Origin of the sequence: uncultured Sphingomonas sp. (assembly GCF_902806265.1) — a bacterium.
Classification (GTDB): Bacteria; Pseudomonadota; Alphaproteobacteria; order Sphingomonadales; family Sphingomonadaceae; genus Sphingomicrobium.
This window is the reverse complement of record NZ_CADCVZ010000015.1, coordinates 44,966-66,047: the sequence shown is the minus strand read 5'-3', so window position 1 is coordinate 66,047 and position 21,082 is coordinate 44,966. Positions and strand designations below refer to the sequence as shown.

Annotated in this window: 22 protein-coding genes, 1 tRNA gene and 1 pseudogene; 8 read left to right on the top strand and 16 right to left on the bottom strand. The window is 66.1% G+C overall.

Annotated elements, in window-relative coordinates; translation table 11 throughout:
* The 5 genes from QZX62_RS04010 to rplK all read right to left on the bottom strand — a co-directional run bounded on the left by QZX62_RS04010 (window position 1) and on the right by rplK (window position 2,658).
* Window positions 1-639 (bottom strand): SGNH/GDSL hydrolase family protein, encoded by a 639-nt coding sequence (locus QZX62_RS04010; protein ID WP_294172308.1) that lies wholly within the window; start codon window positions 637-639, stop codon window positions 1-3.
* Window positions 636-1,094, bottom strand: a complete 459-nt coding sequence (locus QZX62_RS04005) for a hypothetical protein (RefSeq protein WP_294172306.1) — start codon at window positions 1,092-1,094, stop codon at window positions 636-638. The genes QZX62_RS04010 and QZX62_RS04005 overlap by 4 nt, the downstream gene beginning before the upstream one ends.
* 58 nt (window positions 1,095-1,152) lie before the next feature.
* A complete protein-coding gene (locus tag QZX62_RS04000) occupies window positions 1,153-1,371 on the bottom strand; it encodes a hypothetical protein (protein WP_294172304.1) in 219 nt (72 codons plus the stop codon).
* Window positions 1,372-1,525: 154 nt separating this feature from the next.
* Window positions 1,526-2,224 carry a 50S ribosomal protein L1 gene (gene rplA, locus QZX62_RS03995; RefSeq protein ID WP_294172302.1) on the bottom strand — a complete coding sequence of 233 codons (699 nt, stop codon included), beginning with the start codon at window positions 2,222-2,224 and terminating at the stop codon, window positions 1,526-1,528.
* Between the two features lie 2 nt (window positions 2,225-2,226).
* The gene (gene rplK / locus QZX62_RS03990) at window positions 2,227-2,658 is read right to left on the bottom strand and encodes a 50S ribosomal protein L11 (protein ID WP_294172300.1); all 432 of its coding nucleotides are present in this window, start codon (window positions 2,656-2,658) and stop codon (window positions 2,227-2,229) included.
* A gap of 221 nt (window positions 2,659-2,879) precedes the next feature.
* On the opposite strand from rplK, the gene QZX62_RS03985 reads away from it, so the two are divergent.
* Window positions 2,880-3,638, top strand: a complete 759-nt coding sequence (locus tag QZX62_RS03985; protein ID WP_294172299.1) for a hypothetical protein — start codon at window positions 2,880-2,882, stop codon at window positions 3,636-3,638.
* Between the two features lie 66 nt (window positions 3,639-3,704).
* On the opposite strand, the gene nusG is transcribed toward QZX62_RS03985, so the two are convergent.
* Entirely contained in the window at window positions 3,705-4,244 is a 540-nt protein-coding gene (gene nusG / locus QZX62_RS03980) for a transcription termination/antitermination protein NusG (protein ID WP_294172296.1), read from the bottom strand.
* Between the two features lie 26 nt (window positions 4,245-4,270).
* Entirely contained in the window at window positions 4,271-4,468 is a 198-nt protein-coding gene (gene secE / locus QZX62_RS03975; protein ID WP_294172294.1) for a preprotein translocase subunit SecE, read from the bottom strand.
* A gap of 151 nt (window positions 4,469-4,619) precedes the next feature.
* Here secE and QZX62_RS03970 point away from each other — a divergent pair.
* Window positions 4,620-4,692, top strand: a tRNA-Trp gene (locus QZX62_RS03970).
* Between the two features lie 117 nt (window positions 4,693-4,809).
* Here QZX62_RS03970 and QZX62_RS03965 read toward each other — a convergent pair.
* Complete coding sequence (locus QZX62_RS03965) at window positions 4,810-5,310, bottom strand: hypothetical protein (protein WP_294172292.1); 501 nt, start codon at window positions 5,308-5,310, stop codon at window positions 4,810-4,812.
* A 215-nt stretch (window positions 5,311-5,525) separates the two neighbouring features.
* Here QZX62_RS03965 and QZX62_RS03960 point away from each other — a divergent pair, with 215 nt between their 5' ends.
* On the top strand, window positions 5,526-5,918 hold the full coding sequence (locus QZX62_RS03960; RefSeq protein WP_294172290.1) for a UrcA family protein: 393 nt from the start codon (window positions 5,526-5,528) through the stop codon (window positions 5,916-5,918).
* 241 nt (window positions 5,919-6,159) lie between these two features.
* Here QZX62_RS03960 and QZX62_RS11835 read toward each other — a convergent pair.
* Window positions 6,160-6,216, bottom strand: a pseudogene (locus tag QZX62_RS11835) (hypothetical protein); the annotation flags it as partial.
* A gap of 38 nt (window positions 6,217-6,254) precedes the next feature.
* On the opposite strand from QZX62_RS11835, the gene rplJ reads away from it, so the two are divergent.
* Entirely contained in the window at window positions 6,255-6,776 is a 522-nt protein-coding gene (gene rplJ, locus QZX62_RS03955; protein ID WP_294172288.1) for a 50S ribosomal protein L10, read from the top strand.
* A 51-nt stretch (window positions 6,777-6,827) separates the two neighbouring features.
* The gene (gene rplL, locus QZX62_RS03950; protein WP_294172286.1) at window positions 6,828-7,205 is read left to right on the top strand and encodes a 50S ribosomal protein L7/L12; all 378 of its coding nucleotides are present in this window, start codon (window positions 6,828-6,830) and stop codon (window positions 7,203-7,205) included.
* A 120-nt stretch (window positions 7,206-7,325) separates the two neighbouring features.
* On the opposite strand, the gene QZX62_RS03945 is transcribed toward rplL, so the two are convergent.
* Window positions 7,326-7,745: a hypothetical protein gene (locus tag QZX62_RS03945; RefSeq protein WP_294172285.1), complete on the bottom strand. Its 420-nt coding sequence runs from the start codon at window positions 7,743-7,745 to the stop codon at window positions 7,326-7,328.
* Between the two features lie 277 nt (window positions 7,746-8,022).
* Between QZX62_RS03945 and rpoB the strand changes: the two genes are divergently transcribed.
* Together rpoB and rpoC are read left to right on the top strand one after the other, a co-directional pair.
* On the top strand, window positions 8,023-12,195 hold the full coding sequence (gene rpoB, locus QZX62_RS03940) for a DNA-directed RNA polymerase subunit beta (RefSeq protein ID WP_294172284.1): 4,173 nt from the start codon (window positions 8,023-8,025) through the stop codon (window positions 12,193-12,195).
* A 148-nt stretch (window positions 12,196-12,343) separates the two neighbouring features.
* The gene (gene rpoC, locus QZX62_RS03935; protein ID WP_294172283.1) at window positions 12,344-16,618 is read left to right on the top strand and encodes a DNA-directed RNA polymerase subunit beta'; all 4,275 of its coding nucleotides are present in this window, start codon (window positions 12,344-12,346) and stop codon (window positions 16,616-16,618) included.
* Between the two features lie 209 nt (window positions 16,619-16,827).
* Here the strand turns inward: rpoC and QZX62_RS03930 are convergent, their stop codons facing one another.
* The 3 genes from QZX62_RS03930 to QZX62_RS03920 form a co-directional block, all read right to left on the bottom strand.
* The gene (locus tag QZX62_RS03930; protein WP_294169089.1) at window positions 16,828-16,968 is read right to left on the bottom strand and encodes an entericidin EcnA/B family protein; all 141 of its coding nucleotides are present in this window, start codon (window positions 16,966-16,968) and stop codon (window positions 16,828-16,830) included.
* A 40-nt stretch (window positions 16,969-17,008) separates the two neighbouring features.
* On the bottom strand, window positions 17,009-17,134 hold the full coding sequence (locus QZX62_RS03925; protein ID WP_366926144.1) for an entericidin EcnA/B family protein: 126 nt from the start codon (window positions 17,132-17,134) through the stop codon (window positions 17,009-17,011).
* Window positions 17,135-17,210: 76 nt separating this feature from the next.
* Window positions 17,211-18,005, bottom strand: coding sequence for a thymidylate synthase (locus QZX62_RS03920; RefSeq protein WP_294172281.1), 795 nt, complete (start codon window positions 18,003-18,005; stop codon window positions 17,211-17,213).
* Window positions 18,006-18,138: 133 nt separating this feature from the next.
* Here QZX62_RS03920 and QZX62_RS03915 point away from each other — a divergent pair, with 133 nt between their 5' ends.
* Window positions 18,139-18,612 (top strand): JAB domain-containing protein, encoded by a 474-nt coding sequence (locus tag QZX62_RS03915; protein ID WP_294172279.1) that lies wholly within the window; start codon window positions 18,139-18,141, stop codon window positions 18,610-18,612.
* An 11-nt stretch (window positions 18,613-18,623) separates the two neighbouring features.
* On the opposite strand, the gene QZX62_RS03910 is transcribed toward QZX62_RS03915, so the two are convergent.
* The 3 genes from QZX62_RS03910 to prfB form a co-directional block, all read right to left on the bottom strand.
* Complete coding sequence (locus QZX62_RS03910; protein WP_294172277.1) at window positions 18,624-18,965, bottom strand: hypothetical protein; 342 nt, start codon at window positions 18,963-18,965, stop codon at window positions 18,624-18,626.
* A 106-nt stretch (window positions 18,966-19,071) separates the two neighbouring features.
* The gene (locus QZX62_RS03905) at window positions 19,072-19,752 is read right to left on the bottom strand and encodes a methyltransferase domain-containing protein (protein WP_294172411.1); all 681 of its coding nucleotides are present in this window, start codon (window positions 19,750-19,752) and stop codon (window positions 19,072-19,074) included.
* A gap of 157 nt (window positions 19,753-19,909) precedes the next feature.
* Window positions 19,910-21,037 (bottom strand): peptide chain release factor 2, encoded by a 1,128-nt coding sequence (gene prfB / locus QZX62_RS03900; RefSeq protein WP_294172275.1) that lies wholly within the window; start codon window positions 21,035-21,037, stop codon window positions 19,910-19,912.
* Between the last annotated feature and the right edge of the window lie 45 nt (window positions 21,038-21,082).

Here is a 21,082-nt window from a genome sequence, read left to right as displayed (position 1 = left end):
TTAGCCGCGCGGCTGGGCGATCACCATCGATCCCGCGGCCGTTCCCGTGGCGAACGCCGCGATGGCGCCGGCGATCTTGGCGCCGCCGGCGACCGAGGGCTCAATCGGATTGGCATAGTCCTCCGCCCGGTCACAGATCAGCCGCAGGTCGATGAGCGGCAGCCCGCGCGCGAACGCCGCCCGAGTGATCACATCGTTAAACAGGGCCAGTGCGGCGCGGATCACCGTGCCTTCCGGCGGCGGGAAGTTGCCGTCGTAGATGGTGCACAGCGCGACCGGCAGCCCGCGTGCGGCGACGAGTTCGGCCATCGCGTCGTAGCGCCGGGTGAAGTCCCGCTGGGCCGCGGCGAGCAGGCCGACGGCCTCGCCTACCGTGCGCGCACCCTGCCGGAGGAGGTGCGACTCCCCGAGCGCATCGTTGCCGCCGACGCTCACCACCAGTAGGCTGGCATCGTCCGGCAGCCGGCCGAGCTGCCGCGCGACCCCGTCCACCACTGCTCCGTCCACGGCCAGCAGGTTAGCCTTCCAGCCAGGCGGCAGGGTCCCGCGCACTTGCCGCACCACATCGGGCCCGCCCGGCACATAGGACGCATTGTCGAAGATCGAGTCGCCCAGCAGGACGACATGCCCCGGCGTCAACGGCGGCTATCGCCTCCCGGCGAGCCGCTCCCTGCCGGCCCGGCGCCGCCGCCTTGGCCGAGCGTTGCGCCGCCGCCGCCGAGGTCGCCCTTGTCGCCCGGCGTGCCCGAGCCGACGTCCATGCCCGCCGCCGCGCCGATTGCGTCGCCGAAGGTCTGGTCGAGGGTGCCGCCGACGCCCGTCGCATCGGCCAGGCTGCCGTCGGCCGCGCCGAGCGCCGCTGCTTCGCCCGCGACCGGGTCGTGCATGATTCCGGCCAGCTCGGACTGAGCCGAGGTCGGCACGCCGTCAGGCCCGGCGTCCATCTGGTCCGCGGTTGCGCCCGCGGGATCACCGCTGCCGCCGATCGTTCCGCCGCCCGAGCTGCCGCCCGTGCCGCCGAGCGGCTCACGGGTGGCAGGCTCCAGCGCCCGTTCGTTCAGCCCGCCGCCCTTGTTCGATACATCCTGGGTCATGGTTATCTCCTTCTCACGCATCCAACGCGCGAGACGAAAGGCGGCTGCGCCCCAGACCTCAGCTACTCGCCAGTTCGTCGCCCGCGGCAGGGCCGATCCCGCCTTCGTCCAGCTCGTCCGGGTCTGGATCAAGCGCCGCCAGCTCCGCCGCCAGCGCCCGGTCCGCCGTCCCCGCCAGCTCGCCCGGCGAAGACAAGGGATGCGCGTTGCCGAACTCCGGATCGTCCTCCGTGATGTCGGCTTCGGGCGGAGTAGGGTCGCGGGGATCGTCGATCATGGCTGTCTCCTTCACGGGCGGAAACGCGCGGGGCAAAGGAAAGGGCCGGAGCATCGCTGCCCCGACCCCTTCCGTCATCCCGGCGCAGGCCGGGATCCCTGTCGATCTGCGCCACTCTGCTGTGGAGAGATCCCGGCCTTCGCCGGATGACGCATCAGGCTCCAGCCACCTCTTCGAGGCTGACCTTCACGCCCGGACCCATGGTCGAGCTGATCGCCGCCTTCTGGACGTACTTGCCCTTGGCGCCCGCCGGCTTGGCGCGGACGATGGCGTCGACGAACGCGTCGAAGTTGGCGCGCAGGTCTTCCTGAGCGAAGCTCGCCTTGCCGATGCCGGCGTGGATGATGCCCGCCTTCTCGACGCGGAACTCGATCTGACCCGCTTTCGCGTCGGTGACCGCCTTGGTCACGTCCATGGTGACGGTGCCGAGCTTCGGGTTGGGCATCAGTCCCTTGGGACCGAGCACCTTACCCAGGCGCCCGACCACGCCCATCATGTCGGGGGTGGCGATCACGCGCTCGAAGTCGATCTGGCCGTTCTGGATGGTCTCCATCAGGTCCTCGGCCCCGACCACGTCAGCGCCCGCTGCGGTGGCTTCCTCGGCCTTAGCGCCGCGCGCGAACACCGCCACGCGGACCGACTTGCCGGTGCCCTTCGGCAGGTTGACGACGCCGCGGACCATCTGGTCGGCGTGGCGCGGATCGACGCCGAGGTTGAGCGCCACCTCGACGCTCTCGTCGAATTTGGCGGTGGCAAGATTCTTCACCAGGCCGATCGCTTCGTCCACGGCGTAGAGCTTCTCACGGTCGACCTGGTCGGCCTGGTTCTTCTGCTTCTTGGTCAGCTTGGCCATGTTCAGCCCTCCACCACCTGGAGGCCCATGGCGCGCGCCGAGCCTTCAATGATCTTCGTTGCGGCCTCGACGTCGTTGGCGTTGAGGTCCTTCATCTTCGCTTCCGCGATCTCGGACAGCTGCGAGCGCTTGATGGTGCCGGCGCTGACCTTGCCCGGCTCCTTGGAGCCCGACTTCAGCTTGGCCGCCTTCTTGAGCAGGAAGCTCGCCGGCGGGGTCTTCATCGCAAAAGAGAAAGAGCGGTCGGCGTAGACGGTGATCACCGTCGGGGTCGGCGCGCCCTTCTCCATCTCCTGCGTCGCCGCATTGAACTGCTTGCAGAATTCCATGATGTTGACGCCGCGCTGACCCAAGGCTGGGCCGATCGGCGGAGACGGATTGGCGGCGCCGGCTGGCACCTGCAGCTTGATATAGCCGGTAATCTTCTTGGCCATGTCACTCTCGTTTCTGTGGCGCCTGGACGTGCAACAGCAGCCAAGCGCGCGAAGTTAAGCGGTTCAAGCGAACGCCTGGGCGTCCTCCCGCACGGCTCCGATGATGTCGGAAGGCGGTGCCCTTAGCAGCGCCTCGGCCGTTTGCCTAGTAACCAGCTAGCGAGCGTTAGGAACCATCCGCGTCAGGGATCGCTCAAGCCAAGAACAGGGAGAGCATAGCCATGGATCGTAATCCGGATACCCCGCGTGCGCGCGGCGACAAGGACGCACCGCACTACAGCCCGGTAGCCCCGGCTGAGGACCTGCGCACCGTTGAGATCAACCAGATCGCTTGGGGCGCCGTGTTCGCCGGCGTGGCGGTGGGCTTGATCAGCCAGTTGCTGCTCAACATGCTGGGCGTGGGGATCGGCCTGGCGACGCTGGACCCGGGTACGGCCGACAACCCGAGTGCCAGCGGGCTGGGCATCGGGGCCGGGATTTGGTGGGTGCTGTCCGGGATCATCGCGTCATTCCTCGGCGGATGGACCGCCGGCCGGCTGGCCGGCAAGCCGCGCGAGTCTACCGGCGGCTGGCACGGGCTCACCGCCTGGGCAGTAACTTCGCTGATCGTGATCTATCTGCTGACCAGCGCCATCAGTGGCCTGGTCGGCGGCGCCATGCGGGCACTCGGCAATGCGACCAGCACCGTGGCCACCGCCGCGGCCAACAACCCCAATGCCGCGGCCGACACGGTCCAGTCCGGGGTCGCTTCCGCCACTCAGAACACCAATGTGGAACAGCTCGGCAATCAGCTGCAGCAGTCCGCGCCGCGTGCTGCCGACACCGCCGCCAATGCAGCCTCGACCGCAGCGCTGGTCAGCGCGATCGCGCTGATGCTCGGCGCACTCGCCGCCTGGGTCGGCGGACGCAAGGGTGCGGTCAATCCGACAATGACGCGTCGGACGCTTCGGGATGGCGGTGAGGGTCAACGCATTAGCTGACTATGAGTCTGGGAGGGTGCGAACCGCATCCTCCCGTTTGACCGGAAGCTTGGCGGGCGGGCTGCCCTACTTGACCCGCTCGACCTGCTCGAACTCGAGCTCCACCGGCGTCGCGCGACCGAAGATGGACACGCCGACCTTGACCCGGCCGCGGTCGAAGTCGAGCTCCTCCACAGTTCCGTTGAAGCTTGCGAACGGCCCTTCCAACACCTTGACCGCATCGCCGATCTCATAATCGACGTTAATCTTGGCCTTGGGCGCGGCCGCTGCGGCCTCCTCCTTGGTGTTGAGGATGCGCGCCGCTTCCGCTTCGCTGATCGCCTGCGGCTTGCCGTTCGGCCCCAGGAAGCCCGTTACCTTGGGCGTGTTGCGCACCAGATGGTAGACGTCGTCGTTCATCGCCAGCTTGGCCAGCACATAGCCGGGAAAGAACTTGCGGTCGGAGGTGACCTTCTTGCCCCGCCGGATCTCGGTCACCTTCTCGGTCGGGACCTCGACCGACTCGACCAGCTGCTCGAGTCCAAGGCGCCTGGCCTCGCTCTGGATCGACTCGCGAACCTTGTTCTCGAAACCGGAATAGGCGTGGATGATATACCAGCGGGACATGGGGTTCTAACCTACGGAAGTGAGGATCAGCCGAGGAGGCCGAGGAGGAACTGGACGATCGCGGAGAAGAAGCTGTCGACGCCGAAGAAGAAGGCGGCAAGCAGCGCAGTCATGATAAACACCATCACCGCCGTCACCCAGGTCTCCTTGCCCGTCGGCCACACCACCTTGCGCGCTTCCACGCGGACCTGGCGGATGAACTCGCCTGGAGACGTCTTGGCCACGGCTGCTCCAACTTTCTGGCAGATAGAAAAACGAGGTCCGCGGATGGCTCCGCCGGACCTCGAACGAAGGGCGATGTAGCGCGGTTGGGCGAAGGCTTCAAGCACGCCCCTTGCACCGCGTTCCCGGCCAAGCTACCTCCCCGCCGCGCCTAGGGGTATAGCTCAGTTGGTAGAGCATCGGTCTCCAAAACCGAGGGTCGTGGGTTCGAGTCCCTCTGCCCCTGCGCCGGAGCGAGGCGCGTAGCATGGCAGGGCGCCGGTCCGCACAGCGGACGCCAGCTCAGCTAAGCGCCCCGCTCCCGCGAGTCGCTCATTGCCGGTCATCCACACAGCAACGGGTGTTATTCTTCCGAACCGAACTCCACTGACCCGTCGGTCGTCCGCCCCGCACGCTGCTGACGCCAGCTGCCGAAATCGCGGCCGAACTGCTGTTCCTGCTCGCGGCACCACGCGTGATAGTCGCGGTCGAGCTCGTCGAGGTGGCGCTGGCGGTAGCTCCCATAAGGCTCGTCGTGCCGGGCATAGCTGCCCTCGTAGCCCTCGCGGCCATGTTGGCGGCGCCAATCGTCGGCTGCGGCGACCGCGCGGGGATCGTCGGCCAGCCTCTCGCCACCGGGCCGCATTCCATCTTCGCGGCCGAGCCATTCCCGTACCCGTTCTTCCGAGTGGCCCATCAGATTGCCTCGCCCGGCGCCCTGGCGCGGTTCCCGATTCCAGAACGATCGATCGCCGTCCGGTTCGGGCCCTCGCCGCCCTCGTTTGTCGTCGCCTTCGCCGAAGCGGAAAGTCTCGTCGCCGTGATCGCCGTGCGCCCCATAGCCGTCGCCGCGGTAACCGGACATGCTGATCCTCCCTGACTGAAGTCTCACCGGTTCAACGATCAAAGCGCATGCGGGTTCGAGCGCGGAGCCAGCCGTTTGTCGCTCCGTCGACGGCTCCTGGCGGTTTGCGACGGCATTTCCCGCCTGCCGATCCTGGGCCTCTTGCTCGCCGAACAACAGATGCACGCCAGACCCAACGGTCGCATGCCCCTCCCGAATACAGCGGGAGATCGAACATGACCAAGCAGCTTTTCCTCACGGCGTCCCTCACGCTCGCCGTTGCAGCGGCAACCGCCCCTGCCAGCGCGCAGGCTCCGCTCCAGGTGATCGGCGAGCGGACTCAGGACGATCAGATCACCGAACGGGTCAGCCACCGCGACCTCAACCTGGCCAACGCTTCCGGTCAGAAAAGGCTGACTTCCCGCGTGCGCTCGGCAGTTGGCATGGTTTGTGCGCCGCTCGATTTCACCGGCCTGCGCACCCAGCGCCAGGCATGCCGGTCGGTGGCCTGGCAGGGAGCCAAGCCGCAGATGGCGCGGGCGATCGCTCGGGCGGAGCAGCTTGCAGCGAGCGGCACCACCAGCCTGCCCGAAGTCGCTATTGCCGTACGGGCGCCCTCGGCCTTCTGACTTGTCCTCCCTCGGGCCGCGGCTGTCCTCCTTCAGTTCCGCCGCGGCCCCACCTTCCCCGAAGCGCAGCAGGCAGCTTGATCCGCTGCGATTATCCGCTATAGGCCCGCGCTGCTCCGGCTTGCCGGGGCGCCGTCCGAGACAGTTGGTGGCCGCAAGGCCTTAATCGCCAACCTAGACGGGGAAGAGAGATCATCCGGGCGCTTGCTTGCGCCCGTTCGTGCGTTGCACCGCACCTCGATCACCCGACCCCACGGACAGTGCTTGGAGGCGGTTGCCCCCAAGTTGTTTGAACCTCGCCCGCGACACCGTCGCGGGTGAAACATTGGAGTGGGCATGGATCGCAATGAAAAAGCGGATCTGGTTGCCGAGCTGAAGCAGGTGTTCGTCGAGACCAGCGTGGTGGTGGTCACCCGCAATCTCGGCCTGTCGGTGGCTCAGTCCACCGATCTGCGCCTAAGGATGCGCGACGCCGGGGCGCAGTTCAAGGTTGCGAAGAACCGCCTTGCCCTGATCGCGCTGGACGGCACGCGCTACCAGCCCATCGGCGACCTGCTGAAGGGCCCAACCGCGCTGGCCACCTCGCCCGACCCCGTCGCCGCCGCCAAGGTGGCGGTGGACTTCGCCAAGACGACCGACAAGTTCGAGATTCTTGGCGGAGCGATGGGCGACACCGTTCTGGACGTGAACGGGATCAGGGCGCTGGCCGAGCTCCCGAGCTTGGATGAACTTCGCGCAACCATCGTGGGCCTCGTACAAGCGCCTGCGAGCAAGATCGCGCGGACCATCAACGAGCCGGGCGCGATGCTGGCACGGGTCTTCGGCGCCTACGCGGCTGACGCCGCGGAAGCCGCATAAGCTTTCATCAACGCACGATAAAAGGGGCCTTGCCCCGCACAGGAGTAGAAAATGGCTGACATTCAGAACCTCGTCGACCAGCTGTCGGCGCTTACCGTCCTTGAGGCTGCGGACCTCGCCAAGGCGCTGGAAGAGAAGTGGGGCGTTTCGGCCGCCGCTGCCGTCGCCGTTGCCGGCCCGGCCGCGGGTGGCCCGGCTGCCCCTGCAGAGGAAGAGAAGACCGAATTCGACGTGATCCTCACCGGTGACGGTGGCAAGAAGATCAACGTCATCAAGGAAGTCCGCGCCATCACCGGCCTGGGCCTGGGCGAAGCCAAGGCGCTGGTCGAGGGTGCTCCCAAGGCCGTCAAGGAAGGCATCGGCAAGGACGAGGCCGAGAAGATCAAGAAGCAGATCGAGGACGCCGGCGGCACCGTCGAGCTGAAGTAACTAAGTGGCCCCGCAAGGGGCTGCGCAGAGTTACCCTCGCCACCGCGGGGGTCCTAGCTCAGCAAAGAACAAGGGCGGCTCCCACCGGGGCCGCCCTTTTTGCCATGAATGCCTGTCGCCTTACCGCTGCCCGCCGCTCGGCTGGGGTTGTTTCTGTTCCCCGCCCATCTGCATGCCAGGCTCCTTAGTGGTGCCGACCATCCGGTCGGGTGGCACGGTACCGTCCTTCCGGTTCGAGTTCTGCGGAAGGTTCGGGCGAGCCTGAACGCTGCCGGAAGGCGGTCGGGACGCTGCGCCCTGCGCGTTCGCGACCTGCGCGACCCCACCCTGCTGCAGCGCCTGCTCCGCCGCCTGGTAGCTGTTGGTGCCGGTCGCCTCCATCTGGTTGGCCCGTTCCCGCAGGACCTGGGCCGCCGCGGGATCCGACTGGTTGGCGGCGTTGCGCAGCGCCTCGGCCGGATCCTCCTGCGCGATCTCGCCGGTGGTCTGACCGCAGGCGGCGAGCAACAGGGCAGCGGGGGCGAGCAAGGCTAAGCGCATGGGAACTCCTGTGAACGGCTGGTCGCCCCGCTAACTGCCCGGAACGGCTTTGGTTGCTTTGCCCCTTCCAATCGCCGGGCGGCGGCGTATATAGGAGCTATCCAACACATATCGGCTCCGCCGCACAAGGTCGTGCGTCCGGAGCTTTTTCCTGTCCCCGCCGGGACACGGGCCGCACCGCGCATCGGCCTGCACGTATGGCGGGGAGTTTACAGGAACCGCGCCGGACTTGACGGGGCCCGCGGCGATGCCGTGCGCCCCAAGCGCAGGGAAACACATGGCGACCAAGGCGATCGACGCTCCCCACAACACCTCCAGTGGGGTCAAGACCAACTCGCGGCGCATCCGCAAGATCTTCGGCAACATCCACGAGATCAGCGAGATGCCGAACCTCATCGAGGTTCAGCGCGAGTCTTACGAACAGTTCCTCCGCTCCGACCCGAGCATCGGCTATGTTTCGGGCCTCGAGAAGACGCTGCGCTCGGTCTTCCCGATTCAGGATTTCGCCGGCACCGCGCACCTCGACTTCGACCATTATGTCCTGGAGGAGCCGAAGTTCGACACCGAGGAATGCCGCCAGCGTGGCCTGACCTACGCTGCGCCGATGCGCGTCACCCTGCGCTTGACCTCGTTCGAGATTGATCCCGACACCGAAGCCAAGTCGGTGATCGATATCAAGGAGCAGGACGTCTACATGGGTGACATGCCGCTCATGACGTGGAACGGCACCTTCATCGTCAACGGCACCGAGCGCGTCATCGTGTCGCAGATGCACCGCTCGCCGGGCGTGCTGTTCGACCATGACCGCGGCAAGACCCACGCCTCGGGCAAGTATCTGTTTGCCGCGCGCGTAATCCCCTACCGGGGCAGCTGGCTCGATTTCGAGTTCGATGCCAAGGACATCGTTAACGTCCGCATCGACCGCAAGCGCAAGCTGCCGGTGACGGCGCTGCTGCACGCGCTTGGCCTGTCGTCCGAGGACATCTTGGCCGAGTTCTACAACACCGTCAGCTACGGCCGCGGGCCGAACGGCTGGCAAATTCCCTATGTCGCCGAGCAATGGCGCGGCCAGAAGCCGACCTACGACGTCGCTAACGCGGACTCGGGCGAGGTCGTGTTCAAGGCCGGCGAGAAGATCACTCCCCGTCGCGCCAACCAGGCGGCCAAGGAAGGCCTTCAAAACCTTATCATCCCGACCGAGGAGATCTTCGGCCGTTTCTCCGCCTATGACCTGATCAACGAGAGCACGGGCGAGATCTACATCGAGGCCGGCGACGAGGTGAATGCCGAGAAGCTGGAGAAGCTCGACAAGGCCGGCGTCGACCGCCTCGAGCTGCTCGACATCGATTACGTCAACACCGGTCCCTGGATCCGCAACACTCTGAAGGCCGACAAGGCCGAGGACGGCGACCAGGCGCTGAGCGACATCTATCGCGTAATGCGCCCGGGCGAGCCGCCGACCCGCGAGACCGCGGACGCGCTGTTCTACGGCCTGTTCTTCGATCCGGAGCGATACGACCTGTCGGCCGTGGGCCGGGTCAAGCTCAACATGCGCCTCGGCCTCGACGCCGAGGACACGGTCACCACGCTCCGCCGCGAGGACATACTGGCGGTGGTTAAGGAGCTGGTGAACCTCAAGGACGGCAAGGGCGACATCGACGACATCGACAACCTCGCCAACCGCCGCGTCCGTTCGGTCGGCGAGCTGCTCGAGAACCAGTATCGCGTCGGCCTGCTGCGGATGGAGCGCGCGGTCAAGGAGCGGATGAGCAGCGTCGACGTGTCGACCGTCATGCCGAACGACCTCATCAACGCCAAGCCGGCGGTGGCCGCGGTGCGGGAGTTCTTCGGCTCCTCGCAGCTGTCGCAGTTCATGGACCAGACGAACCCGCTGTCCGAAGTGACCCACAAGCGCCGCGTTTCGGCGCTCGGGCCCGGCGGTCTGACTCGTGAGCGCGCGGGCTTCGAGGTTCGCGACGTCCATCCGACCCACTATGGCCGCATCTGTCCGATCGAGACTCCGGAAGGGCCGAACATCGGCCTAATCAACAGCCTCGCCAGCTTCAGCCGGGTCAACAAGTACGGCTTCATCGAAACGCCGTACCGCAAGGTCGTCGACCACAAGGTGACCGACGAGGTCGTCTATCTATCGGCGATGGAAGAAGCCAAGCACACCATCGCTCAGGCGAATGCCGAGATCAATCCGGACGGCAGCTTCGCCGAGGAGATCATTTCCTCGAGGCGGGCGGGCGACTTCCTGATTGCGCCGCGCGAGCAGATCACGTTGATGGACGTCAGCCCCAAGCAGCTGGTGTCGGTCGCGGCTTCGCTGATCCCGTTCCTTGAGAACGATGACGCCAACCGGGCGCTGATGGGCTCCAACATGCAGCGCCAGGCGGTGCCGCTGCTGCAAGCCGACGCGCCGCTCGTCGGCACCGGCATGGAGGAAACGGTTGCCCGCGACTCGGGCGCTGCCATCGCCGCCCGCCGTCCCGGCATTGTCGACCAGGTGGACGCGACCCGCATTGTCGTGCGCGTCACCGGCGAGCTTCGCCCGGGCGATAGCGGTGTCGACATCTACACGCTGATGAAGTTCCAGCGCTCCAACCAGAACACCTGCATCAACCAGCGTCCGCTGGTGAAGGTGGGTGACACGGTGCAGGCCGGCGACACCATCGCGGACGGTCCCTCGACCCAGTTCGGTGAGCTCGCGCTCGGCCGCAACGTCCTCGTCGCGTTCATGCCCTGGAACGGCTACAATTATGAGGACTCGATCCTGATTTCCGAGCGGATCGTTAAGGACGACGTCTTCACCTCGATCCACATCGAAGAGTTCGAGGTCATGGCCCGCGACACCAAGCTTGGGCCGGAGGACATCACCCGCGACATTCCCAACGTCGGCGAGGAAGCGCTGCGCAACCTCGACGAGGCGGGCATCGTCTACATCGGCGCCGAGGTCGAGCCGGGCGACATCCTGTGCGGCAAGATCACGCCCAAGGGCGAGTCGCCGATGACACCGGAGGAGAAGCTCCTCCGCGCGATCTTCGGCGAAAAGGCTTCGGACGTGCGCGACACCTCGCTCCGGCTGCCGCCGGGCGTCACCGGCACGGTGGTCGAGGTGCGGGTGTTCAACCGCCATGGCATCGACATCGACGACCGTACCCGCGCCATCCAGACCGAGGAAAAGGACCGGCTGCGGCTAGATGCCGAGTCGGAGCGTTCGATCCTGAACCGCGCGACCTTTGCGCGCCTCAAGGAAATGCTGCTCGGTCAGGTCGCGACCGCGGCTCCCAAGACCCTCAAGAAGGGCGCGACCCTGGATGATGCCACGCTGGAGGCGGTCGAGAAGCACGACTGGTGGAAGATCGCCGTCAAGGACGACGCCCGCCAGGCCGATATCGAGGCGCTGAAGGCGCAGTACGACGAGGCCGCGGGCGTGATCACCCGCAAGTTCGAGGACCGCGTCGGCAAGCTGGAGGCGGGCGACGAGCTGCCCCCGGGCGTGCTGAAGATGGTCAAGGTGTTCGTAGCGGTGAAGCGCAAGCTGCAGCCGGGCGACAAGATGGCCGGCCGTCACGGCAACAAGGGCGTGATCAGCCGCATCCTGCCGAACGAGGACATGCCGTTTCTGGAGGACGGCACCCCGGTCGACATCGTGCTCAACCCGCTGGGCGTGCCTTCACGCATGAACGTCGGGCAGATCTTCGAGACGCACTTGGGCTGGGCCGCGCGCGGCCTGGGCAAGCAGATCGGAGACATGCTCGAGGAGATGCACCACCGCGGTGCCGGGCTGGCCGGACAAGACGTCGGTGACGTTCGAACCAAGCTCAAGGATATGTACGGCGAGCAATACGACGGCGCCATCGACGCGCGCGACGACGACGGCGTGATGGAGCTTGCCCGCAACCTGGTCGGCGGCCTGCCGATGGGGACTCCGGTGTTCGACGGTGCGCGCGAACCGGATGTGGCTTTCATGCTGGAGAAGGCGGGTCTCGATCCGTCGGGCCAGGTCACCCTGTTCGACGGCCGCAGCGGCGAGCCGTTCGATCGCAAGGTGACGGTGGGCTATATCTATATGCTGAAGCTGCACCACCTGGTGGACGACAAGATCCACGCGCGCTCCATCGGCCCCTACTCCCTCGTCACCCAGCAGCCGCTGGGCGGCAAGGCGCAGTTCGGCGGCCAGCGCTTCGGCGAGATGGAGGTGTGGGCGCTCCAGGCCTACGGCGCCGCCTACACGCTGCAGGAAATGCTGACGGTGAAGTCAGACGACGTGATCGGCCGCACCAAGGTCTACGAGGCGATCGTCAAGGGCGACGACACGTTCGAAGCCGGCATTCCCGAGAGCTTCAACGTGCTGGTGAAGGAGATGCGGTCGCTGGGCCTCAACGTCGAACTGAACAGCGTTGACAATCTGGACGACGAGCCGCCGGCGCTGGCGGCGGAGTGACGGCCTAGCGCTGTCGCCTTGAACTTGTTTCAGGGTCCATCCTTTCGCCCGAGCTGCGGTTCGCGCTGAGGGATGGATGCCGGAACGAGTTCAGCAAGACGAGAAAACAAGTTTCGAACTCAGGCCCTGCGGGGCTCAGGAGTAACAAATGAACGAACTGACCCCCTTCGCGAACCCGGTCGTCAAGCCGGAGACCTTTGACCAGATCAAGATCGGCATCGCGTCGCCCGACAAGATCCGCAGCTGGTCTTTCGGCGAGATCAAGAAGCCCGAGACCATCAATTATCGCACGTTCAAGCCCGAACGTGACGGCCTGTTCTGCGCGCGCATTTTCGGTCCGATCAAGGACTACGAATGCCTGTGCGGCAAGTACAAGCGGATGAAGTACAAGGGCATCGTCTGCGAGAAGTGCGGCGTGGAGGTGACCGTATCCAAGGTCCGCCGCGAGCGCATGGGCCACATCGAGCTGGCCGCCCCTGTCGCCCACATCTGGTTCCTGAAGTCGCTGCCGAGCCGCATCGGCCTGCTGCTCGACATGCAGCTGAAGCAGCTGGAGCGCGTGCTCTATTTCGAGAGCTACGTCGTCATCGAGCCCGGCCTGACGCCGCTGGAGAAGTTCCAGCTGCTGACCGAGGACGAGCTGCTGAACGCGCAGGACGAGTATGGCGAGGACGCCTTCTCGGCGGGGATCGGCGCGGAAGCCGTTAAGATCATGCTGATGGACCTCGACCTCGAAGGCGAGCGCAAGGCGCTGCTGGAAGAGCTGGCGGTCACCAAGTCCGAACTCAAGCCCAAGAAGATCATCAAGCGGCTCAAGGTCGTCGAGAGCTTCCTTGAGTCCGGCAACCGGCCCGAGTGGATGATCCTGGACGTCGTTCCCGTGATCCCGCCCGAGCTGCGCCCGCTGGTCCCGCTGGACGGCGGCCGCTTCGCGACGTCGGACCTCAACGACCTCTACCGCCGGGTCATCAACCGCAACAACCGCCTGAAGCGGCTGATGGAGCTGCGCGCGCCGGACATCATCGTCCGCAACGAGAAGCGCATGCTGCAGGAAGCGGTCGATGCGCTATTCGACAACGGCCGCCGCGGCCGCACCATTACCGGCGCCAACAAGCGGCCGCTGAAGTCGCTGTCCGACATGCTCAAGGGCAAGCAGGGCCGCTTCCGCCAGAACCTGCTCGGCAAGCGCGTCGACTATTCGGGCCGCTCGGTCATCGTCACCGGGCCGGAGCTCAAGCTCCATCAGTGCGGCCTGCCCAAGAAGATGGCGCTCGAGCTGTTCAAGCCGTTCATCTACTCGCGCCTGGACGCCAAGGGTCTGTCCATGACCCTCAAGCAGGCCAAGAAATGGGTCGAAAAGGAGCGCAAGGAAGTCTGGGACATCCTGGACGAGGTGATCCGCGAGCATCCCGTGCTGCTGAACCGCGCGCCGACGCTCCACCGCCTCGGCATCCAGGCGTTCGAGCCGGTGCTGATTGAGGGCAAGGCGATCCAGCTGCACCCGCTGGTCTGCGCCGCCTTCAATGCCGACTTCGACGGCGACCAGATGGCCGTGCACGTGCCGCTGAGCCTCGAAGCGCAGCTGGAAGCGCGCGTGCTGATGATGAGCACCAACAACATCCTCAGCCCCGCCAACGGCAAGCCGATCATTGTGCCTTCGCAGGACATGGTGCTGGGTCTCTATTATCTCTCGATCGAGAAGGACGGTGAGCCGGGCCAGGGCATGCTGCTGGCCGACATGCAGGAAGTGCACGCCGCGCTGTCCGCGGGTGCGGTGACGCTGCACAGCAAGATCGTCAGCCGCGTTCCGCAGACGGACGAGGCCGGCAAGACCTACATGAAGCGGTTCGAGACCACGCCGGGCCGCATGCTGCTCGCCGAGACCCTCCCGAAGAGCCACCGGGTGCCGTTCGAGACGGTCAACCGCCTGCTGACCAAGAAGGAGATCGGCGACGTCATCGACATCGTCTATCGCCACACCGGTCAGAAGGAGACGGTGCTGTTCGCCGACGCGATCATGCAGCTTGGTTTCCGCCACGCGTTCAAGGCCGGGATCAGCTTCGGCAAGGACGACATGGTCATCCCCGCCGCCAAGGAGCCCCTCGTCGAGGAGACCCGCGCGCTGGTGAAGGACTATGAGCAGCAGTACCAGGACGGCCTGATCACCCAGCAGGAAAAGTACAACAAGGTGATCGATGCCTGGTCGCGCTGCGGCGACCGCGTCGCGCAAGAGATGATGAAGGAAATCCAGGCCACGCCCAAGGGCGCCGACGGCCGCGAGACTCCGGTGAACTCCATCTACATGATGGCGCACTCCGGCGCGCGTGGTTCGCAGGCTCAGATCAAGCAGCTCGCCGGCATGCGCGGCCTGATGGCCAAGCCCTCGGGCGAGATCATCGAAACGCCGATCATCTCCAACTTCAAGGAAGGCCTGACCGTCCTTGAGTACTTCAACTCGACCCACGGCGCCCGCAAGGGCCTGGCCGACACGGCGCTGAAGACGGCGAACTCGGGCTACCTGACCCGCCGCTTGGTCGACGTGTCCCAGGACGCCGTGATCATCGAGGAGGATTGCGGAACCGACCAGGCGCTGGAGATGCGGGCGATCGTCCAGGGTGGCGCGGTGATCGCTTCGCTCGGCGATCGCGTGCTGGGCCGGACCACGGCGGAAGAGGTTGCCGATCCCAAGACCGGCGAAACGCTGGTCAAGGAAGGCGTGCTGCTCGACGAGGCGATGGTTGCCAAGCTCGAGGCGGCCAGCCTACAGGGCATCAAGATCCGCTCGCCCCTGGTGTGCGCGTCCAAGTCGGGCGTGTGCGGCAAGTGCTACGGGCGCGATCTCGCCCGCGGTACGCCGGTCAACATCGGCGAGGCGGTCGGCGTTATCGCCGCCCAGTCGATCGGTGAGCCGGGGACGCAGCTGACGATGCGGACCTTCCACATCGGCGGCGCGGCCCAGCTCAACGAGCAGTCGAACCTGGAGGCGCCGGTCGACGGCACGATCGAGCTCAGGGACATGCCCACGATCACCGATCCGCGCGGCCGGCATATCTCGCTGTCTCGCTCGGGCGAGATCGCCATCCTCGACATGGACGGGCGCGAGCTTTCGACCCACCGCCTGCCCTATGGCGCACATCTGCTGTGTGAAAGCGGGCACATCGTCAGCAAGGGCGACCGTATCGCCGAGTGGGATCCGAGCTTCAGCCCGGTGATCACCGAGCGCGCGGGCATCGTGAAGTACCAGGACCTCACCGAGAACCGCACCATGACGGAGCAGACCGACGAGTCGACCGGCATCTCGCAGCGGGTCGTCACCGAGGACATGGCCAAGTCGAAGAAGGAGGATCTGCGTCCACGCCTGACCCTGCTTGGTCAGGATGCCACCGAAGCGGGCGTCTACCGCCTGGCTCCGGGTGCAATCGTCGCGATCGACGACGGCCAGCAGGTCGAGGCCGGCGAGGTGCTGGCGCGCATGCCGCGGGAAGCCGCGCGGACGCGCGACATCACCGGCGGTCTGCCGCGGGTCGCCGAGCTGTTCGAGGCGCGCAAGCCCAAGGAGAACGCGATCATCGCCAAGGTCTCCGGCCGCGTGAACTTCATGAAGGACTACAAGGCCAAGCGAAAGATCGCGATCATCCCCGACGACGGTGGCGATCCGGTCGAGTATCTGGTGCCCAAGTCCAAGGTGATCGACGTGCAGGAAGGCGACTTCGTCAAGCGCGGCGACAATCTGGTCGGCGGTTCCCCGGACCCGCACGACATCCTGGAAGTGCTCGGCGTAGTTGCGCTGGCCGAGTATCTCGTCAGCGAGATCCAGGAGGTCTACCGACTGCAAGGCGTGAAGATCAACGACAAGCACATCGAGGTGATCGTTCGCCAGATGCTGCAAAAGGTCGAGATCACCGACGGCGGCGACACCACGCTGCTCAAGGAAGAGCAGGTGGACCGCGAGGAAATGGACGAGGCGAACGCCAGGCTTACCAAGGGCCAGAAGCCCGCGGCGGGCAAGCCGGTGCTGCTGGGCATCACCAAGGCCTCGCTCCAGACCCGTTCGTTCATCTCGGCGGCATCGTTCCAGGAGACCACGCGCGTCCTCACCGAGGCATCGGTGCAGGGCAAGATCGACAACCTGAATGGCCTCAAGGAGAACGTGATCGTCGGCCGGCTCATCCCGGCGGGGACCGGTGCGGGCATGAACCGGCTGCGGGTGGCGGCGACCAGCCGCGACACGGCGCTGCGCGCGGCGCAGCGGCGAATGGCCGACGCGCTCGTTGCTCCGGACTCGGCGGAGGAACTAAGGGCGGCCGAACTTGCCCGTTCGCCCCGTGACGACACCGCGGGCATGAGCGACGATCCCCTGGCCGAGGTGGTGACCTCCGGTACCGGCACCGACGCCGACGCGGGCGACTACCTGCAGGGGTAGGTCGACTAGCTGCTCTCCCGCAGTGGCGAAGCCCACCGCGGGAGAGCAGGCGGCCGCGCAGCAGGCGGCTGGGAGCGAGCTTCCTCCGGCTCCCGTGGGCCACCTCCCGGCGGTGCACCTTGGCGCACTTCGGAAAGGGCCGACAAAGAAAAGCCCCGCCGGCTCATCGCCGGCGGGGCTCTCTTTTTTGGCTTGCTAGCCCGTGCCGCTTAGCAGCGCGTGCCCTGAATGGTGTTCTCCGTGCAATTGGCCGCGGTACCGAGGTCCTGCCCAACTCCACGAACGGTGTTGCAGGCCGCAAGACCCAACGCTCCACCGATCAACGCCACCGTTACAAGCTTACGAACCATGGTCATCTCCACTGAAAAAGCGAAATGACCATGGCTCGGATCAGGTCGCGTTGTCGACCGTGTTGGCGGCCGAGTTGACGTCTGCTGCTGCGCCGCGGACCGTGTTGCAGGCCGCAATCGCGAGGCTGCCGCCGATCAGGGCCAGGGTCATTACCTTACGCATCATGGTACAATCTCCTGTCTAGCGACTGAACAAACGCGCTTTCCCCGGAGTGGCTCCATAACGGGTGCGTTATTTTCTCCTACACCGCTACCGGCGCCGCGATATGCGGGTGCGGGTCGTAACCGCTGACGGTGAAATCCTCGAGTTCGTAGCCGAACAGGTCCTGGCCGCGGTCCTTGATCTGCAGCTGCGGCAAGAGCCGTGTCTCCCGGGTCAGCTGCAGCCGCGCCTGCTCCAGGTGGTTGGAATAAAGATGCACGTCGCCGCCCGTCCACACGAACGTGCCGGGCTCCAACCCGCACTCCCGCGCCAGCATGTGGGTCAGGAGCGCGTAGGAGGCGATGTTGAACGGCACGCCCAGGAACAGGTCGGCGCTGCGCTGGTAGAGCTGCAGGTTCAGCCGCCCGGCTGCCACCTGGGTCTGGAACAGGCAATGGCACGGTGCCAGCGCCATCCGCCCGAGCTCGCCCGGGTTCCAGGCGGTCACGATCTGCCGCCGCGAAGCCGGATCGCCGCGGATGAGCTTCAGTAGCTCTGCGATCTGGTCGATGTGCCGTCCATCCGCGGTCGCCCAGTCGCGCCACTGTTTGCCGTACACGGGGCCGAGGTCGCCCGTCTCATCCGCCCACTCGTCCCAGATGCTGACCTTGCGCTCCTGCAGCCAGCGCACGTTGGTGTCGCCCCGCAGGAACCACAGCAATTCAATGATGATCGAGCGCAGGTGGAGCTTCTTGGTCGTAAGGAGGGGGAAACCCTGCGCCAGGTCGAACCGCATCTGCGCGCCGAACACCGATAAGGTGCCGGTGCCCGTCCGATCGTCCTGCGGCAGGCCCTCGTCCAGCACCCAACGCATCAATTCATGATAGGCTTGCATAGTCGGAGCTTAGCCCGCCGCGAGCCAGGCCGGAAGCGCTGACCAGCTCCCCTCCGTTCCGGAATTAGCGGAGCCGCCGGAATGGAGCTTGTTCCGGTAGCCGGGGCACCCTCCCGCGGATAGCCTTTCAACCATGTTGCATCAGCGTGCCGACGATCCAGCGACCCTCACGGGAGTCGAGGCCAGCAAGGCGTTCTTCGCACCCTCCTTGCAGGACAGCGGCCGTGAGAGCCTGTGGGTCGCGCATGTCGACGGCCGGACGCGCTGCCTCCACCTCGCGAGCTATAGCGGCGATCGCCACGCTGAGATGCCGGTCGGCGCGATCCTCCGCGACGCCGCCCTGTTCGGCAGTGCCGGCCTGATCCTCGCCCACAATCACGCGGGGCGAAGCTCCCGGCGCGATCCCGAGGTTGTTAGGGCAACCCGCGAGCTGGCCGGAGCAGCGGCCGCGCTGGATCTGGCGGTGATCGATCATCTGGTCTTCACCCCCTTTCCTGCACCAGCATGCGCCGAATGGGGCTGCTCTAATAAACGGAGGCGCGCTCGGACGCAGGCTGGAGCGAGTGTGCTCTTCAACCGCCGCCGCAGTGGAAAACAGGGGAGCTGAGAGCCGCCCTACTAGCTACGGGCGCCGATCTCGCGAAGTCTGAAGCGCACCAGGGCGGTGGTGTAGTGGCATTCGAACGTGCGCCGCCGCTGCTGAGCGTCAGTGACCGATCCCCATACCACCAGCCGGTCGGCGCGTTGCTGCTGAACGTCGACAATGTGGACTGAGCCATGTTGCCCTGCGCGCTTCGTGCATGCCTCCGTCGCTGCGGGCCTGAGGTGCGTATTGCTGCGCCGCTCGGTCTCGGGAAGGTAGCGCACCAGTTCCGCCGCAGCCAAGCCGGCCTGCACCACGCAGCCACTCAATACAGGAGCCGCCACCAGCAATGCCGCTAAGCCGATTTTCCGTGTCATGCCCGAGACTTAACCGCCCGAACGGCGCTTGGGAAGTCTCGGGAGCGCGTCCGAGTGCGAGGAGTTCAGGACGGTACGCGACTCTGATTGACAGCAGTTCGAGGTATTAGTCAGCCGCGGGGCCGCTGGCCGCCGGCCCGCACGGCTTGATCGCCTCCGGCTCGGGCCTCGGTCCGCCGGGCCTGAACGCGGCGAAATAGCTGTCTCCTCCCGGCAGCCGCTCGACGCGCTGCAGCTGAAGCCCGACCGCCGCCAGCTCGCACTTGAGCTGCGCGGGCGGGATGCCGTGGCGCTTGACGGGCCGGTCAGCGTCGACCACGACCACCTCGCCAGCCGGCTTCAGCCCAGTCCGCAGGTGCCACAGGAAGGAGTAAGGGTCGGTCACCTCATGGTACATGTGCACCAGGAAGATTCGATCGAAGCTGGCCGGCGGCAGCTTGGGATCCGCAGGCTCGCCCAGGCGCACGGCGACATTCTCCAGCCCCTCACGCTCGACCCGCTGCGCCAGCAGGTCGCGGGTCTCAGGCATGATGTCCTGCGCCAGCACTCGTCCCTGTGCGCCGACGATGGGAGCGAGCCGCACCGTATAATAGCCCTCGCCAGCGCCGATGTCGGCCACCCACATGCCCGGCTTCACGTCGGCCAGTTCCACCACCTGCTCGAACTCGCCGGCGCGGTCGCGAACGTCTTCGGTGGAGAAAGCGTCCGACACGATCGGCGCGACGTCGCGCCCCGATGGCGGAAAGGACGAACGCGGTTGCGGCTCGGCCCGGCAGGCGGTGAGCAGAAGCGCAACAAGCAGAAGAACGCCGTTCGTGCCGAGCAAAGTCGAGGCACGCTGACGGACGGTATGCACTAGCGTCCCTCGACGATGTTTGTCGTGAGCGGCTGCCGCAGGCGGGCAGCCAGAGGGCTCGGGACGAACGCAGACAAGGGAGCTTGCATCAGTCCACGTCCTCCACCTCGACCTTTTCGCCCGTGACCCGCTGCGACAGGGCGGCAGCCATGAATCGATCGAGATCGCCGTCCAGCACATCGCCCGGCGCGGTGGAAGTCACGCCGGTGCGCAGGTCCTTCACCAGCTGATAGGGCTGGAGCACGTAGGAACGGATCTGGTGGCCCCAGCCGATGTCGGTCTTGGCGGCATTGGCGGCGTTGGCCTCGGCTTCGCGGCGCTGCAGCTCGGCTTCGTACAGCCGGGCTTTCAGCTGCTTCATCGCCTCTGCGCGGTTCTTGTGCTGGCTGCGCTGGTTCTGGCAGGCTACGACGATGTTGGTGGGGATGTGGGTGATCCGCACCGCACTGTCGGTGGTGTTGACGTGTTGCCCACCCGCACCGGACGCGCGGTAGGTATCGATCCGCAGCTCGCTTTCGTTGATCTCGATGTCGATATCGTCATCGACCTCAGGATAGACCCAAACGCTTGCGAAGCTGGTGTGGCGGCGCGCGTTGGCGTCATAGGGGCTGATCCGCACCAGCCTGTGCACGCCGCTTTCGGTCTTCAGGTTGCCATAGGCGTTCTCGCCCTTGACCAGCAGCGTCGCCGACTTGATCCCCGCCTGCTCGCCCGAATGATGGTCGACCAGCTCGACCTTCATCCCATGCCGTTCGCCCCAGCGCGAGTACATGCGTTGCAGCATGCCGGCCCAATCCTGGCTTTCGGTCCCGCCCGCACCTGCGTTCACCTCGACATAGCTGTTGTTGGCGTCCGCCTCGCCCGCCAGTAGCGCCGCCACCTTGTCCTGGTCGGCGCGCTCGGCGAGGTCCTCGAGGCTGCGGACGCCGTCCTCGACCATCCCGCCGTCGCCCTCGGCCTCGGCCAGCTCGATCAGCTCCACCGTGTCGGCGAGCTCGGTCTCCAGCTTGCGCGTCGCGCCGATCGCTTCTTCCAGCCGACGGCGTTCGCGCATCACGTCCTGCGCCGCCTTGGGATCGTTCCACAGGTCGCTGTCCTCGACCTTGGCGTTGAGCTCGTCGAGCCGCTTCAGCGCGCGATCCCAATCTAGGAAGCGGCGCAGGAGCTGGGAGGCGGCGTTGATCCGGTCGATATGGGCCTGCGCTTCGGCGCGCATTATTCACACTCTCGCTCTTCACTCGTCATTCCCGCGCAAGCGGGA